At 36.7% G+C, this 15,736-nt stretch carries 16 protein-coding genes; 13 read left to right on the top strand and 3 right to left on the bottom strand.

The features are described 5' to 3' along the window. The first annotated feature begins 78 nt into the window (after positions 1-78). Entirely contained in the window at positions 79-1,008 is a 930-nt protein-coding gene (locus tag J8L85_RS14010) for a hypothetical protein (protein WP_211018164.1), read from the top strand. Here the strand turns inward: J8L85_RS14010 and J8L85_RS14005 are convergent. Next, on the bottom strand, positions 972-1,571 hold the full coding sequence (locus tag J8L85_RS14005; RefSeq protein ID WP_211018162.1) for a GNAT family protein: 600 nt from the start codon (positions 1,569-1,571) through the stop codon (positions 972-974). The genes J8L85_RS14010 and J8L85_RS14005 overlap by 37 nt on opposite strands. A 1-nt stretch (position 1,572) precedes the next feature. After that, entirely contained in the window at positions 1,573-2,220 is a 648-nt protein-coding gene (locus J8L85_RS14000) for an esterase (protein ID WP_211018160.1), read from the bottom strand. Positions 2,221-2,284: 64 nt separating this feature from the next. On the opposite strand from J8L85_RS14000, the gene J8L85_RS13995 reads away from it, so the two are divergent. The 9 genes from J8L85_RS13995 to J8L85_RS13955 all read left to right on the top strand — a co-directional run bounded on the left by J8L85_RS13995 (position 2,285) and on the right by J8L85_RS13955 (position 11,800). Further along, a complete protein-coding gene (locus J8L85_RS13995; RefSeq protein WP_211018158.1) occupies positions 2,285-2,707 on the top strand; it encodes a hotdog fold thioesterase in 423 nt (140 codons plus the stop codon). Positions 2,708-2,711: 4 nt separating this feature from the next. Further along, complete coding sequence (locus J8L85_RS13990; RefSeq protein ID WP_348771758.1) at positions 2,712-3,821, top strand: chorismate-binding protein; 1,110 nt, start codon at positions 2,712-2,714, stop codon at positions 3,819-3,821. Between the two features lie 49 nt (positions 3,822-3,870). Then, positions 3,871-5,622 carry a 2-succinyl-5-enolpyruvyl-6-hydroxy-3-cyclohexene-1-carboxylate synthase gene (locus J8L85_RS13985; protein WP_211018155.1) on the top strand — a complete coding sequence of 584 codons (1,752 nt, stop codon included), beginning with the start codon at positions 3,871-3,873 and terminating at the stop codon, positions 5,620-5,622. 40 nt (positions 5,623-5,662) lie between these two features. Further along, positions 5,663-6,001 (top strand): DUF2853 family protein, encoded by a 339-nt coding sequence (locus J8L85_RS13980; RefSeq protein ID WP_211018153.1) that lies wholly within the window; start codon positions 5,663-5,665, stop codon positions 5,999-6,001. Positions 6,002-6,105: 104 nt separating this feature from the next. Next, on the top strand, positions 6,106-6,942 hold the full coding sequence (locus J8L85_RS13975; protein WP_211018151.1) for a S1-like domain-containing RNA-binding protein: 837 nt from the start codon (positions 6,106-6,108) through the stop codon (positions 6,940-6,942). A 183-nt stretch (positions 6,943-7,125) separates the two neighbouring features. Then, complete coding sequence (locus tag J8L85_RS13970; RefSeq protein ID WP_211018149.1) at positions 7,126-7,728, top strand: SPOR domain-containing protein; 603 nt, start codon at positions 7,126-7,128, stop codon at positions 7,726-7,728. Between the two features lie 2 nt (positions 7,729-7,730). Beyond that, complete coding sequence (gene menA, locus J8L85_RS13965; RefSeq protein ID WP_211018148.1) at positions 7,731-8,639, top strand: 1,4-dihydroxy-2-naphthoate octaprenyltransferase; 909 nt, start codon at positions 7,731-7,733, stop codon at positions 8,637-8,639. A gap of 34 nt (positions 8,640-8,673) precedes the next feature. Beyond that, positions 8,674-9,432 (top strand): response regulator, encoded by a 759-nt coding sequence (locus J8L85_RS13960; RefSeq protein ID WP_211018146.1) that lies wholly within the window; start codon positions 8,674-8,676, stop codon positions 9,430-9,432. 457 nt (positions 9,433-9,889) lie between these two features. Then, positions 9,890-11,800, top strand: a complete 1,911-nt coding sequence (locus J8L85_RS13955) for a histidine kinase dimerization/phosphoacceptor domain -containing protein (RefSeq protein ID WP_247656662.1) — start codon at positions 9,890-9,892, stop codon at positions 11,798-11,800. 2 nt (positions 11,801-11,802) lie between these two features. Here the strand turns inward: J8L85_RS13955 and J8L85_RS13950 are convergent, their stop codons facing one another. Further along, positions 11,803-12,597, bottom strand: coding sequence for an SDR family oxidoreductase (locus J8L85_RS13950; RefSeq protein WP_211018142.1), 795 nt, complete (start codon positions 12,595-12,597; stop codon positions 11,803-11,805). A 45-nt stretch (positions 12,598-12,642) separates the two neighbouring features. Here J8L85_RS13950 and J8L85_RS13945 point away from each other — a divergent pair, with 45 nt between their 5' ends. From J8L85_RS13945 to J8L85_RS13935, 3 genes are read left to right on the top strand one after another with little or no spacing between them, the layout of a single operon-like run. Beyond that, positions 12,643-13,695, top strand: a complete 1,053-nt coding sequence (locus J8L85_RS13945; RefSeq protein ID WP_211018140.1) for an o-succinylbenzoate synthase — start codon at positions 12,643-12,645, stop codon at positions 13,693-13,695. After that, entirely contained in the window at positions 13,686-14,639 is a 954-nt protein-coding gene (locus J8L85_RS13940; protein WP_211018139.1) for a CPBP family intramembrane glutamic endopeptidase, read from the top strand. The genes J8L85_RS13945 and J8L85_RS13940 overlap by 10 nt, the downstream gene beginning before the upstream one ends. A 1-nt stretch (position 14,640) precedes the next feature. Continuing rightward, on the top strand, positions 14,641-15,714 hold the full coding sequence (locus J8L85_RS13935; protein ID WP_211018138.1) for an AMP-binding protein: 1,074 nt from the start codon (positions 14,641-14,643) through the stop codon (positions 15,712-15,714). Positions 15,715-15,736 lie beyond the last annotated feature (22 nt).

Here is a 15,736-nt window from a genome sequence, read left to right as displayed (position 1 = left end):
GGAGCAGTTTTACTGCTCCTTATTATTTTTTAGACAATTATAATTTCTACAGGAAAGAAATTGGAGTAATTTTGTTATATGGCGAAAAACTACCTAAACATCATTTTATTTACATTGTTCATTTCTTCTCTTTGTTGCTATGCTCAAGAGGTGAAGGTTTTTACCGTAAAAGATTTTGACCTTAAGGACAGTGTTAAAACTTGTTTGGTAAGTACTAAATATGGTAAAGAGGAATATAATTTTAACAAAAAAGGGTTATTGACCAAATCGGTTACCAGATATAGTGATTCTGATTATGATGTGGTGCTATATAAATATGCGAACGGGGAGTTGTTGGAGAAAAGGTCCGAAACCTACAGGGACAATAAGTTTGATCCCAGTACTTCCATTGCCCATTTTTTTGAATTGGACACTACTTCTAATCGAAAAGTAATTGAAAAAATAATCTCCTATGATAAGGAGTTTCTAGATAATTACATCTACCATTATGACGATAAGGGGGACCTGGTAAGAATGATCAGGACCAATAATGAAGGTACCGATGAAACCTTGGTAGAGTATAAAAAATATAAGGGGGAGTATACGGTTACGTATTTGTTGAACGAGGTCCCGTTAAAATCTATCAGAACGTCGAACCGAAAAAAGAACGGTGCCGTTCAAAAAATAGTTTTAACTAAAGAATTTTTGAAAGGAGAGCCAAATAAGGCCATTGAAGAGGTTTTTGATGTCAACGAACTGCTTTTAGAGCGACAGGAATTTGATTATAACGTAACAGAGAAAAAATTTGTGCCCACCGTACGTACCACCTATAATTATGATAAAAACGGGATGTTGGAATCTGAAATCATAGCAGACGGAAATTCAACAGAAAAGAAAGAATATATATATCAGTTCGATGGGGAAGAGGGTGGTAATTGGATCAAAAAAATCATAAAACCCGATAACGCCTACACCACTAGAAAAATTACTTATTATAAAGCGGAGTCGGAGAAAAAAGAGGAGGAGTAACCTTCAAAATCCGTTTTTTTAATTGTTTGCCATTCTTCTTTTAATAGACCATAACAGCAAGTGTTCCTTTTAAACCCGTTTAACAGGTACACATCTTTTCGTAAAATACCTTCGAGGGTACAGCCCAGTTTTTCGACCGCTTTTCTAGACTTGACATTTCTTTCATCGACCCTGAATTCTATTTTTTCAAAATTTAACTGGTTAAAGGCATAGTCCAGCATTAAAAATTTCATATGGGTGTTTAAACCCGTTCCGTGAAATTGATGGCCGATCCAAGTAGAACCGATATGGGCCACTTTGTTTTTCCGATGAATGTTCATGTATCGGGTACTACCGGCGTATTCCTCTTTTTTCTTGTCATAAATGATAAAAGGGATACCGGAGCCTTGTTCTTTTTGCTCTAATGCAATGGCCACATAATTTTTTAATGCTTGTGGGGTTTCGATATCGGAAGGGGAAAATTGTACCAGATCTTTTTGAGCAGCGATCGACAATAGTAAATGGTAGTTCTTAAGTGTTAAAGGTGTTAGTTTAACTCTTTCATTTTCTAAAACAATATCCATATCAGTCTGCAAAAGAGTTGATTATTTCCTTTTTTATCTCATGGCCTCCTTCAAAGGTAATTTGTTTTGCGCTACCTTGAAAAAGTGAATCTATTTTTAACGATTCGGTCTTTAGCCTTTCAGAGTTTATATATTCGTCTTCGGTTCCGACAACCGTTACAATCTCCGTATTATGGGTTATTAAGTGCTGAAAATCCTCTTTTGTAAGTTCGTTGGGGATGGCCCCGGCATAAAGAATTAACTTTTTACAGACCATATTATTTTTAGCAACGAACCTAGTCGCAATAGAAACGCCTTGAGAAAACCCAAGTACGATCAAATTACAATCTGCAGGTATGTTTTCGTTTTTTAATACGGCATTTATATACGCCATAACATTGGCCATTTCTTGTTGGGTATCTACCTTGGTCAACCAACTGGCACCCACATGCCGATATTTGTTGTTGAGGTAATATTTAGATGGTGCCTGTGGTGCAATTATGTAATTTTCATCGGGCTTTAGTTCATCAAAATACCTGAGAAAAAATTTACTAAGAAATCCTATACCATGAAACACTAGCCAAACATTTTTGGTGTTCGGGCCTATTTTATTTAGGGTTTCATAAGAATTTGTATGGTGGTAACCAACCTGTTTTACCGAAATGTTCATAGTAAATCTATCTGTTCTATTAATGTTTTTTGATATTCTATTCCTTAATTTTACATAAAAAAATATGAGCGAGTACAAAGATAAGATTCTTCGGGTCTGTAATAACTCTTCGAAGAACACGATGATGGAAACTTTGGAGATTGAATATGTGGACGTTGGAGAAGATTTTCTGATCGCTAAAATGCCCGTAACGCCCAAGGTGCATCAACCCGATGGGGTATTACATGGTGGGGCAATGGTAGCTTTGGCCGAGAGTGTGGGCAGTATGGCCTCTTATATATTCTTAAATGCCGAGGAGTATTTTGTAAGGGGAATAGAAATTTCTGCGAATCATGTAAAAAGTATCAAAGAGGGATTTGTATTTGCAAAGGCCACTTTTATCCATAAAGGAAGAACGACCCAAGTATGGGATATTAAAATTACCAATGAAGAGCAGCAGCTGATCTCGGTTTGTAAGTTGACTACGATTGCATTACCTAAAAAATAAGATAGTGCCAACTATTTTTAAGCAAGCAGAAAGACATTTAAGGGAGCAACTGCCATTTGTTTTGTACAGAAAACCAAAGACAGCGGTATTAAACGGTCTTTTTCAGAACGACGACAAAATCCACACCATAAAAGACTTTAAGGAAAGTGGTTTCGTATTTGCCCCTTTTGATGATAAAGCCCCGTCTATATTGCTTTATCCTGATAATTATGTGACCGAGCCCCTTGCCTTAAAAGAGACCTCGAAAGATCATGTAAGCTTTTCGAATCCGATAGATGGAATAGAGAAATCGGAATACAAAAATATGGTGAAAAGGGCGGTAGCGGGCATTGAATCCGGTGAGTATAGAAAGGTGGTCTTGTCAAGAAAAAAAGAAGTATCCATTATAAAATCGGCCATAGCTATTTTTAAAGAACTCGTTCAGCTCTACGAAAATGCATTGTGCTATGTGTGGTACCATCCTAGAATCGGTACTTGGTTGGGAGCAACACCTGAAATTTTGCTAAAAACCAGGGGAACCGCTTTTACTACCATGTCGTTGGCAGGAACAAAGTTGATAAACGGAATAGATAATAAGCCTATTTGGGAAGAGAAAGAACTACATGAACAGCGATTGGTCACAGAGTTTATAGAAAGTGTACTAAAAGAAAAAAGCCTAAAAATGGAAGTCGGCGAGTTGGAAACCGTTAGAGCCGGACATCTGTGGCACCTAAGAACCAAAATTTCTGGAGAGTACGAGAGAAATAAAATAGGGGAATTGATAACGGCACTGCATCCAACACCGGCCGTATGTGGATTTCCGAAAGCAGAAGCAAAAGAGTTTATTCTACAGAACGAAAGCTATACAAGGTCTTATTATACCGGGTTCTTGGGAGAGCTTAATTTTAAAAATGAACGATCGCGAAACACCAATAACCGCAATAAAGAAAACAGTGCCTATAGATCTATAACAACCTGTTCAGAGCTTTATGTAAACTTAAGATGTATGCAAATAGTTGATAACAAGGCAATAGTGTACGTGGGCGGTGGTATTACCTTTGATTCGGATGCGGAAAACGAGTGGGAAGAGACAGAGAATAAAAGCTTGACAATGCTGAAGGCGGTTATGACTTAATACTTCCTCTTTTGGGTAAAGAGGTTCATAGGTCGTATTTTTGTATACAATGAAATACTCAACAATACCCACAGCTCAGAGTCTAATAGAGCATTGTAAGGCCAAAGGATTAAGCAACATTGTTATTTCTCCTGGATCTAGGAACGCTCCCTTGACCATATCTTTTACCGAGCACCCATATTTCAATTGTTTTAGTATCGTAGATGAGCGTTGTGCCGCTTTTTTTGCCTTGGGTATGGCCAGACAGTTAAAGGAGCCAGTGGCGGTAGTTTGTACCTCGGGCAGTGCACTGTTAAATTATTACCCTGCCGTAGCGGAAGCTTATTATAGTGAAGTCCCCTTGGTGGTTATATCTGCAGATAGGCCATCGTATAAAATAGACATTGGTGATGGCCAGACCATCCGACAAGATGATGTTTTTAAAAATCATATAGGTGACGCTGCCAATTTAAAACAAGATGTAAGCCACGCTACAAGTACTATAAACAAGTATGATCCAGCGTTGCTTCGGTATAAAGACCTAGACACCTTGCAACAAGAAGTACAGGCCTATAACGATAAGCAACTGAACAGGGTAATTAACAGTGCCATACAAAAAAAACTTCCGGTCCATATCAATGTTCCGTTAGAAGAACCATTGTACAATGTGCAGGAAGGTACAGGTTTGATTCCGCATATAGAGCCGGTGCAGAAAGCAAAAGTAGAGAAGGTGATATCGAAAGACCTTTTAAAACAATGGCAACAAGCTAAGAAGAAAATGGTGCTTGTAGGGGGCAAAGCTCCCAATATGATCGAATCGGAAATGCTGAAAAAACTGGCCAACGATCCATCTGTTCTGGTATTTACAGAAACGACCTCCAATCTTCACCATCCTAACTTTTTTAATAGTATAGATTCTATTTTGGCTCCTATTGAACTAAAAAAGGATAGGGAAGCATACTTTAAAAACTTGCAACCAGATATTTTAGTGACGATGGGAGGCTTGATCGTATCTAAAAAGATAAAGGCCTTTCTAAGGGATTACGCTCCAGAACATCATTGGCATGTTGGAAATACAAGGGCCAATAATACCTTTTTTTGTTTGGAAAAGCATTTCAATGTACCTCCGAATACTTTTTTACCCTTGTTATACCCAGATGGTAAGGCAACGAATTCAGATTATTTCTCCTTTTGGGACAAGGTGAAAAAGAACTATGAAGCGAAAAGGAAATCGTATTTAAATAAAATTCCATTTTCCGATTTTTTGGTTTTTGATCGTATCCTAAAAAAAATACCGACAAATTACCAATTGCATTTGGCGAATAGTTCAACCATTAGATATACACAGCTCTTTGACCTCGATCCTTCACTAAAAGTTTTTTGCAATAGGGGTACAAGTGGTATAGATGGTAGTACATCTACGGCTATCGGTGCTGCGGTACATCAACAAAGTCCTACCTTGTTAATTACTGGGGATCTTAGTTTTTTCTATGATAGCAATGCCTTGTGGAACAACTATATAAGAAATGATTTTAGGATAATCTTGATCAATAATAATGGTGGAGGTATTTTTAGAATCTTGCCCGGTAAAGAGGATACCGACAATTTTGAGCGGTTTTTTGAGACCAAACATGATCTTAATGCATCATCGCTCTGCGATATGTACAATATAGCATACTCGGTGTCGTCCGATGAGGATTCGCTATTAAAAGAACTGTCGGTTTTTTATAAAGCCTCGACCAGGCCAAAACTTTTAGAGATACAAACACCGCGACTTATAAACAATAAAATTTTGACGGATTATTTTCATTTCATATCTTAGATGACATATTAACTATTTATTTAAAAAGACACTAATAATTATGAGTAAAAGAGATGATTTAATCGAGAAATATGCAGCGGATATCAAAGACAAGTTTGGTGAAAGCGCAGATATGGATTTGCTAACAAAGGTAACAATAGGTTTAGGCCCTTCTATATATAACCTTGACGCTTCTAAAGTGTCCGGAGGAGATGAAAAAGAGTTGGAAACTGTTAAGAACAATTATCTTATTAAAAAATTAGGCCTTAAAGATGGTCCTGAATTAATGGATGCTATAAAAAGCGTTATGGATAAATATGGTTCTTCTAACAAGAACAAGCACAGAGCGGTAGTTTACTATATGTTGTGCAAGCATTTCAACAAAGCTTCCATCTATTAAGAGGGATATTCTAAAAGTTTTTATCGGCCGCTTCTTTTGAAGCGGCTTTTTTTATTTGAATTTATAAGAATTGCACTCCCGTTATAATAATGTAATTTTGTAGCATGATAGAGATAGGAAAAAAAAATAATTTAACCATACTAAGAGATACCAGCGTAGGTCTTTTTTTAGGAGACGAAGAAGGCAATGATATTTTATTGCCAAACAAGTACGTGCCTACAACCTATGAAATAGGGGAGAAAATAGAGGTGTTCTGTTATTTGGATTACGATGAAAGACCAATAGCCACCACTATTGATCCAGATATTATGATAGGTGAATTTCGTCTTTTACAAGTGGCGGAAGTAAATGAATATGGAGCGTTTATGGATTGGGGCCTTGAGAAGCACCTTTTGGTTCCTTTTAGGGAGCAGCGCAATAAAATGAAGCAAGGCCAATGGTACGTGGTGCACTGTTACCTTGATCAAAAGTCGGGAAGATTGGTAGCCTCCAATAAATTGGATAAGTTTTTGAGTAACGAGAACCTTCAAATAAAAGAATGGGACGAAGTGGATCTGGTGGTGACAAGGCAAACAGATTTAGGATGGGAAGTTATCGTAAACGAAAAACATAAGGGACTGGTCTATTTTAACGAAGTGTTCAAGACGATAAATATAGGGGACGTTATTCCCGGTTGTGTAAAGAAAATAAGAAAGGATAATAAAATAGATATTTCTCTACAGCCTTTAGGAAGCAGGGTCTTAGAACCGGCAGCGAACAAAATTTATAGTGTGATCAAAGAAAATGGGGGGTTTTTGGCATTGCACGATAAATCCGATCCCGATGAAATAAGGGATATGCTTCAGATGAGTAAAAAAACTTTTAAGAAAGGACTTGGTACCCTATACAAAGAAAGAAAAATTAAGTTGGAAGATGATGGGGTCAGTCTGATCGACGAATAAATTTTGAATGTCAGAAAATTCTTAAATATTTGATTTTCAAATTTTTATTGAACAAATAGGATCTATATTATTTGTTATGTTTGTCGTTAATCCTATTTTTGTGTACAATAAGGGTAGTTATAACAATTATAACCCCTTTTTAAATTATCTTTAACATACAGTATTGCCTAAAATATATTTTATATGCCCTTTATTGAAGAAAGTGATTTACTAGAGTTGCATAAAGACATAGATAAAGCTCAAATTATTAACGAACGTCTTCTTGATCAGATCAAGTTTAAGAACAAAGAGCTGAAAAAAAGTAAGTTGCAAAGAAATATTTTTGCCGGTATTACTGCTTTTTTCTTAATTGGGGGGTTGGCTTTAACCTCTTTTACGGCGGGTTTGAGCAGCTCTAACTCTTACGATAAGCAGAATAATACCTTGTTGGTTTCAATTGATAGTTTAGACGCCATTAAATCCAGAATAAATAATCTTAAGGCCCAGAACGAAGAATTAAGTTTGGTAAAGGAATTTTACTTGGCCAAAGAATTTTTGGAAAAAGAAAAAATCTATTCCGTACAAGTCAAATCTTTTGTGGATAACAATGTAACTCTTGCTTCTGAAGCACTTACCAATACCTTGTTTGTAAAGACAAATCCTTTTTATTCTTATTCCTTGGGTAATTTTGAAACTTTAGAAGAAGCTCAGTCTTTTAGAAAGCAATTGGTTCAAATTGGTTTTGAAGATGCGTTTGTGGCTTCTTATAAAGGAGGAAAAAGAATTCAAATAGAAGACCCTTATTAATAGTGTTAAAATTAAAGGCTTGGGTTAGCGCTGCCAGACTCAGAACATTACCTTTATCCGTATCGGGCATAATTGTTGGGGCCGCATTGGCAGGGTATTACGGTGCTATAAACAATACCGTGTTTTTGCTGGCAATTCTTACGACCGTTGCATTTCAAATTACCTCTAACTTTGCCAATGATTATGGAGATGGTGTTAAGGGCACCGATAATGAGAATAGAGTTGGACCTAAAAGAGCCTTGCAGAGTGGTCTTCTTTCCCGTAAATCCTTAAAAAAAGGTATAATCATTAATGTATTGGTAGACCTGTTACTGGTGTTTGCCTTACTTTATTTTTCATTCGATAATAATGAGTTGCCTTGGGCCATCTTGTTTTTAGTTCTTGGGGGATTAAGTATATGGGCCGCCATAAAATATACTGTGGGTGAATCTGCTTATGGGTATAATGGTTTGGGAGATATATTCGTATTTGTGTTTTTTGGCCTGGTCAGTGTATTGGGAAGTATGTTTCTTTTTATAAAAGAAGTTCCTATAGGTTCTATATTACCGGCGGTTAGTGTAGGGCTGCTTAGTGTTGGGGTTTTGAACCTTAACAATCTTAGAGATCATATATCGGATAAGCAGTCGGGTAAAAATACCCTTGTTGTTAAAATGGGCTTTGAGAAAGGAAAGAAATATCATTACGTAATTTTGGTATCCTCATTTATTTGTATGTTTGGGTACATTGCGTTTACCTACGATAATTGGAAAAATTTTATTTGCTTAATCGCTTTTATACCCGTTTTTATACATTTGCTAAAAGTAAAAAGAACAAACGATCCGGTTTTACTGGATCCAGAACTAAAAAAGTTGGCATTAAGCACCTTTTTTATGGCGTTGCTCTTTTATTTTAGTTATCACAATTTTTTGTAGTTTTGGACGTTAAACCACTAAACCGCTAACTATTTTGGAACAACCTATTAAAATACTTATTGTTGAGGATAATGTGATCATAGCCGATGACATGCAATCCATGTTAGAGGAGATTGGTTATGAGATTGTAGATAATGTAATTGTATACGAACAGGCCGTTGAGGTGCTAAAAAATCAGCAAGTAGATCTTGTGTTGATAGATATTATATTGGCATCCGATAAAACGGGAATTGATTTAGGAAAGCATATAAGGGACAACTACGACATCCCGTTTATTTTTGTGACCTCGAACTCCGATAGGGCTACCGTTGAAAATGCCAAAACCGTAAAACCGAATGGCTATTTGGTAAAACCATTTGAACAGCAAGACCTGTACACGTCTATAGAGATTGCATTGTCGAATTTTATCTACGGTAAACAATCAGGTGGATCGGCAAACAATGGAGATGTAAACGAAGACGGACCTATGTCCAACTCTATTCTTAAAGATTCTATTTTTGTTAAAAAACAACATTTGTATTACCGAATCCAGTTTGGTGATATTCAATTTATAAAAGCCGATAACGTTTATTTAGAGGTAAATACCGTTGATAAGAAATTCTTGGTAAGGTCTCCCTTAAAAGATTATTTGGAAAAACTTCCAAAGAACAAGTTCTACAGGGCACATAAGTCTTACATTGTTAATGTAGATCATATAGACGCCATTAACTCTAAGGATATCATGATCAACGATACTTTGATTCCGATATCCAAAGACTTTAAGGAGTTTATTATTTCTGCAATGAATTCATGATACCTCGTTTTGTCGGGAATTTCCGACAAGACAGAAATATCGACGAAATGCACGAAAAAATCGATAAAAAGGGTATTTTTTCTGTTGCATTGCACTTCACAACAAAAAAGAGTGGTTACACAACAAATTGCTTTGATTAGAAATACGAAGCAATATTTTTGCTGTAATGTAACATAGGGTTGCCAAATAAACTCATGTTTGTGGGGTATTCATTAGCCAAATAGTTTTAATACTATACTGCTTCATGTTATAATTTTGATGGTCACGTGTATTTAAGAATGCAATTTTAAAGCTTACGCGCAATTTTATTTGTTATAGGCAATGTTGCTGATGCAGTTCACAACAAAAATTTAACTAAGCCAAGTATAACGATTAAGTTTGTTACTGTGTTTGTTATGATATGAAAAAGCACTTAGGGTTAATAGTTTTGGGGGTGATTTGTTTCCTTATATCTTCTATGAAGATACAGGGGCAGGAAGTTGATTCCTTACTCGAAAATCATTTTCAGGAATTTCAAAATTTACCCGACTCCAAAACCCGTTCCGAATTTTTCTTTGGAAATAGCAATCGATATACTTTGAATCCTGCATACGATTGGTTGGATTCGGTCAATATTTATCTAAATACGGCAGAGAAAGAGAATGACTCCACGTCCATTATAGACTATCAGTTAATGCAGTCCCAAATTTATTATGATCTAGGGGACTATGAAAAAAGTTTGGCCATAGCCAAAGAACTGTATGATAGAATAGATGATTTTAAAATGAAGGTCAAGACTTTGGTGCTTGACTTAATGGATTCCAATTATGCTAAACTTGAGTTGTACGACAAACAAATTGAAGTTAGAAGATACAAACGTGAAATAGGCATAACAAACAATATTTCCTTTTATGATATTTATTCTAGCCTTGGTCAGCACAGAAAGGCGATGACGGATTATATGACCGAAGAAAAAAAGAATATCGAAGAAGGTGATTTCTTGGGGCAGGCTATATATAACAACAACATAGGTAATTATTTAAGACTCGATAAATCTACACCTACGGCCTTAAGTTATTTTAACAAGGCAAAGGCACTGATAGATGTTTATTTTAGCGATGTTATCAAGGTAAAGACCAAAAATGAGATCGTCGAAGCCAACTATCTAAAAGGGGTGGTATTGGGTAATATTGGTAAATGCCATGTTCAGTTGAAAGAATATGAGGAAGCTGTTCCTTACCTGGAGGAAAGCATTGAAACAATAAAAAAATATAACTCGGGAAAATTTTCTACGGATCTAGTAGAGAATACTTTGGAAATAGCTGAGTGTTACCTGCAGCTTAACGACTTTGATAAGGCAACAGATTATTTAAGCGATGACCTTACACCAATACGAATAGAGAATGTATTGAAGAAAAACAGATTATACGCCGCTTATTATGATCGTACCGGAGATTACAAGAGTGCTATTATGTACTTAAAACGTAATAATAGAATTCGAGATTCCCTCGATGTAAACGCAACCAATATTAAAAGTCAACAACTAGAGTCCGTTCTAAGCCAAGATTTGGAATATTCCCGTAAAATGATGGAAGAACAGAAAGCCGATCTTGAAAAATCTAGAAACGAGATCAGTGAGATGGATGAAAGGATCAGTCTGGTGTTTATTTCTTTGATATTTACCTTGTTAGGTTTTGCAGGGTTGGTATATGCATATTTAAAAAGTATTAAGAACCAACGCTTGATCGCAGAGCAGAAACATTTTATCGAGAATTCGCTCATAGAGAAAGACTCGTTGTTAAAAGAGATTCACCACAGGGTTAAAAATAATTTGCAGATGGTTTCAAGTTTATTGAGTCTGCAAACAAAAAATACCAGAAGTAAAGCTGCTATAGTGGCTTTAGAGGAAGGAAAGAGTAGGGTAAAGGCCATGGCACTGATCCATCAAAAATTGTATCAGAACGATGATCTGTCGGTTATAGAAATGCAGGGGTATATAGAAAGTTTGATCAATAGTGTACAGTCTGTTTATAAAAAAGGAGGGCATAATATTAATATTACCATAGACGCCGAAGGTGTTGAGCTGGATATAGATAGGGCAATACCCTTTGGGCTTATTCTTAATGAATTGGTTTCCAACTCTTTTAAATACGCATTTCCACATGATGAGGAGAATGGAAAAATTTATATTCATTTAAGAAAAACAGCTGGTCAAGAAGGCTTCTTCGAGTATACCGATAACGGTGTAGGCCTGCCAGAGGATACAGAGGAGAGAGCCAATTCCTCTATGGGTATAAGGCTTATGAATAGATTGGCAAATCAATTGCAGACCACATTAAACACAGACAGGACCACTGAGGGTGTGCGTTTCTGGTTCAATTTTAAATAAGGTTATCTTACGCTACTTTTAAGAACGGTTTTATGAAGTAGCTTTGGAAAAAAACGTTTTAAATAAACGCCGTATTTTTCTTTGCCGCCTATATATGCTTCGAATTTTTTCTTTTCAAAAGCTCTTATAATTTCTTTGGCACATTGGTGTGCCGTTATTCCGTTTTTAGTTGCATCGTCTTCTTTTTTTTGTAAACTGCCGTCACCCGTAAGGGCATTTTTTGCGATGTTGGTCTGAATAAAACCGGGGCAGATAAGGGTAACATCTATACCGTCTTTTTCATGCTCCATTCTAAGGGAATCAAAGAAGCCGTGAAGGGCATGTTTGGCGCCACAGTATCCAGAACGGTAAGGCGACGAAAATTTACCCATTAGGCTGGTAACCGTGACAAAATGACCGCTTTTTTGCTTTGTGAAATAAGGCAATGTTTGCATGGTTAACTTTATCGTACCCAGATAATTAATATTCATCATTTGTTGGTAAACTTCAAATTTGGTATCTGCAATGAGAGATCGTTGGCTAATCCCCCCATTATTGATAAGAATATCTATTTTACCATAGAAAGAAACGGCTTTTTTCGGCATCCTCGCAAGCTCTTCAAAATTGCCAAGATCTAATGGAAGAACCGAAACACTTTCAGGGGTTGTGCAATTGTTTTTAACCCTGTTCAGTTCTTTTTCCCTTCTTGCGGATATAATTAATTTGCATCCTTGTTCATTTAATTGATAAGATAGTTCTTCACCGATGCCCGAAGAGGCTCCGGTGATCCAGATTATTTTATCTTTTATACTTTTCATAATTGTTTATTGAGTATCAAAATATAGCTAAATTTGAATTATTTTATGAATGTAACTTTTAAAAAGTACTTACTCAATTTTAAAAGACCCAGTGGCACCTCTAGAGGCGTGTTAAGGACTAAGGAAACATGGTTTGTTATTTTAAGGGAGAACAATCGTTTCGGAATAGGTGAGTGTGGTCTTTTTCGGGGGCTTAGTTATGATGATGTTCCCGGCTACGAAGAAAAATGTAATTGGGTAGTGAAGAATATTGATTTGGGGTTAGAGGCCCTACTTCCCCAATTAAGAGATTTTCCGAGTATACAATTTGGATTGGAACAAGCATTTTTGTCTTTAAGTGCCCAAGACCCTTTTCAGCTTTTTTCTTCCCCTTTTTTAACCTCAAAAGAACCAATTTCTATTAACGGACTTATTTGGATGGGGAGCTACGATTTTATGAGGTCTCAGATAAGGGAGAAGATCGATCAAGGCTTTTCTTGTATAAAAATGAAAATAGGGGCCATTAATTTTAACGATGAGCTAAAGCTTTTGGAAGCGATCAGAAAAGAGTTTTCGAAAAGTGAAATCGAATTAAGGGTAGATGCCAATGGGGCCTTTAAGCATGACGAGGCATTGGATAAATTAAAGGCTTTGGCGGAATTTGATTTACATTCTATCGAACAACCCATAAAACAAGGAAATTGGACGGCAATGCAACGATTATGTGAAGAAACGCCGTTGCCTATTGCTTTGGACGAGGAATTAATTGGTGTGGTAGATGTAACTAAAAAGGAGGAATTGCTACTAACGATTAAACCACAGTATATTATTTTAAAACCTAGTCTGGTCGGTGGTTTTAAAGGAAGTGGGGAGTGGATAGCTTTGGCTGAAAAATATGGTACAGGATGGTGGATTACGAGTGCCCTAGAAAGCAATATAGGTTTAAACGCCATAGCGCAATGGACGGCCACACTTGGCAATAAGATGCCTCAGGGCCTGGGAACGGGGTCGTTGTTCACGAACAATTTTGACAGCCCTTTAGAGGTGAATAATGGGGGGCTGTATTACAATAGCTCTAAAGAGTGGAATAAAAATTTAATAGATAGTTTATGTATATAGAGCAGGCGTACAAAGGTTTAAGTGATAGTTGGAGGTATGTTCTGGGTGTCTTCATTGTTTTTGGTGCATGGCAGGTTTTTGGTGCCATCCCGTTATTAGTGGCCTTAATAATGAAAGGTGACGCCATGTCGGTTATGGCCAGTGGTGATATGGGGGCAATGTCAGAAGTTTTAGGTTCCAATACTTTTTTGTTTTTTATGTTGTTGACCTTCGCTATAGGACTCGTCTTTTTGTTTCTTTATGTGAAATTCGTACACAAACAATCCATAAGATCGTTGACCACCTCCAGAAAAAAGGTAGATTGGGGTCGAATTGCCTTCTCCTTTTCTTTATGGGCCGTTATCTCGATAATATTCATTTTTATAGATATTTTTCTATCTCCCGATGATTATGTTTTTCAATTTAATCTGGTGCCATTTCTAACATTGGCAGTGGTAGCGATTCTTATGATTCCTATCCAAACAAGTATGGAAGAATATTTTATGAGGGGATATATGATGCAGGGCTTGGGTATTTTGACTAAAAACAGATGGTTTCCACTGGTTTTTACTTCCGTTCTTTTTGGTATGATGCATATTTTTAATCCAGAGGTTCAAAAACTAGGCTATGGTATCTTGATCTTTTATGTGGGTACCGGTTTTTTTCTTGGAATACTCACGTTGATGGATGAAGGCCTGGAATTGGCTTTGGGCTTTCACGCAGCCAATAACTTAACGGCCGCTTTATTGGTAACCGCCGATTGGACGGCTTTTCAAACAAACTCTCTCTATACCGATGTTTCAGACCCAGTGCTAGGATGGGATGTCTTGGTTCCTGTATTCGTTGTCTTTCCATTATTGCTATTTTTCTTTTCTAAAAAATATAAATGGACTAATTGGAAAGAGAGGTTAACAGGAAAAGTTTTGTCAAAAGAGGCCTATTTAAATGGCGTTAACGATCAATAGCATGTTTGTTGCATCTGTACACCCAGAATTTCGCATCGATGGTAAAAAGGTTTCTGTGGGCGATTTAACCGAAATAGCCTATAGTTTTATCAAAGAAGGTGAAGAGTATCAAAAAAGTATTGGTGATTTTCTTTTAAATTGGATAGACGGTAGTGAACGTCTTAATGTGCAAACTTCTGGTTCTACAGGAGTACCTAAAGTAATAACACTCTTAAAAGAACATATGGTCAATAGTGCTCTTGCTACGGGTGCTTATTTTAAAATTAAACAGGGTGATACCGCTTTACTTTGTTTGCCGTGCGATTATATAGCCGGAAAAATGATGTTGGTCAGGGCCATGGTACTAGGGCTTAATATTTATATGGTACCACCCGGTTCGGACCCTTTAGGGAAATTGGACAAGACTTTTGATTTTTGTGCCATGATCCCGCTTCAGGTCGAAAAATCCATCAATAAATTATCAGCAATAAAAACACTTATCGTTGGTGGGGCGGCTGTTTCGCAAGAACTTATTAAAAGGCTAGATAACATAAATACAGGTGTTTTTGAAACCTATGGTATGACCGAGACCATTACCCACATAGCGGTAAGGCGCCTGAACCGTTATAAAGAGGATAATGTCAATGAATTTTTTCAAGCATTGCCAGAGATATGCCTATCACAGGACAAAAGAGGTTGTTTGGTAATCCGGGCTCCAAAGGTTTCGAAAGAAACAATTGTTACGAACGATGTGGTTGATCTTATTTCGGATACGCAATTTAGGTGGTTGGGAAGGTATGATAATGTTATCAATTCTGGAGGGGTCAAATTACATCCGGAAACTATAGAAAAAAAGTTAGGACTATATATTCAAAAGCCTTTTTTTGTAACGGGAGTTCCCGATGCCGTTTTGGGTCAAAAACTGGTTTTGATCATTGAAGGCGAAGCGACGCATAATTACGATTTTTCTTCCATGAAAGAATTGGGTAAATACGAGCGTCCAAAAGAAGTTTATTCCCTAAGAAGGTTTGCAAAAACCAAAAACGGGAAAGTACAAAGGAAAAATTGTTTGCAAATGGTTTTGGATAAACCTTAAAAAGCAGTAATCTTATTTAAAT

The sequence above is a fragment of the Maribacter sp. MMG018 genome (assembly GCF_018100785.1).
Classification (GTDB): Bacteria; Bacteroidota; Bacteroidia; order Flavobacteriales; family Flavobacteriaceae; genus Maribacter.
This window is presented reverse-complemented; position numbering and strand designations above follow the sequence as displayed.